The organism is Melioribacteraceae bacterium 4301-Me (assembly GCA_041538185.1).
Classification (GTDB): Bacteria; Bacteroidota; Ignavibacteria; order Ignavibacteriales; family Melioribacteraceae; genus Pyranulibacter; species Pyranulibacter aquaticus.
On the sequence record JBGORM010000020.1, the window covers coordinates 1 to 1,097 of the forward strand.

General features: G+C 31.7%; 1 protein-coding gene. It reads right to left on the bottom strand.

What is annotated here, in order from left to right; all coding sequences use genetic code 11:
* Positions 1 to 292: 292 nt before the first annotated feature.
* A partial coding sequence (locus tag ABRY23_14385; GenBank protein ID MFA3784244.1) for an IS110 family transposase occupies positions 293 to 1,097 on the bottom strand: 805 nt, incomplete at its 5' end.

The following is a 1,097-nucleotide window of genomic DNA, read 5'->3' on the forward strand; positions in this document are numbered from 1 at the left end:
TGTTATGTTAAAAAACAACAAAAATATCCGGAAGCAAAATTTTTTATTTAAGGATTCATAAAATCACTCAATAATATAAGACTCAAAAGTTCTTTATCAGAAATTATTATTTCATACTGTTATAAACAGTCATCCTCAATTGTAAAATACGAGGCGCTGCAAAATTGATATTAAAATAAAAAGTGTCGCCGCACACTGCGAAAAGCAAAGATTTAACTTGCAATGACAAATCAAAACGGTCAACACCAAAAATTAATAAAATATGAAAAGAACTTAATTTTTTGTTATTTGTTTATTTTACTATTGCTGTAACATACTCTTGTTGATTGAGCCAAACGGTTCTTATTCTATTAAGTAATTTTTTACTTATTCTAATAATTGCTTTATTTGGCGGCATCCTCTGGCAAAGTTTTCCATAAGCCATCTGTAAAGCCGGGTCTTTTCGTATAGCTGTCCATGCTGCTTCTATCAAATAATTTCTTATATATTTGTTCTGCTGTTTTGTTATGCCAAGATTAATCTCTTTGTCAGCTGATGAATATATTGCGGGAGAAAATCCGATACAACTTGCTAATTCGTCCAAACTCTTAAATCTGGTAATGTCAATAATTTCAGAGTATAAAATAATAGCAAGAATAGAACCTATGCCGGGTATAGTTTTTAGTAATCTTACTGTTTTATCAGCTTGCGGATCTTTTGCTATAAATTCTTTTATCTTTTTTAGTATTTCTACCAATTGACTGCGTATAAAATTCAGATTGTTCAGAAGTTCATTTAATGTAGCCTTAGCTTCCTCATGTTCGATATCTAAGTCCCTCAATGCCTTAATGAATCTTTGAGACCAGTGCTTGGTTTGAATATCCTCCGGGACTGAATATCCTAAAAACAATAGCAATGATTTGATTCTGTTTTTCTGTCTGGTTTGATCACTTACTAATTGTCTTCTTAATCTTACCAAGGTTCTTAAGGCTTCAGCTTTCGAAGAAGGAATATATATGCCCTCTAAATGTCCAACACTAAGTTCTCTGGCTAATTTTGTTGAATCAACTTTATCAGTTTTTGTTCTTCTTTCCTTGCTTTTAGTTGGTACATCAGCC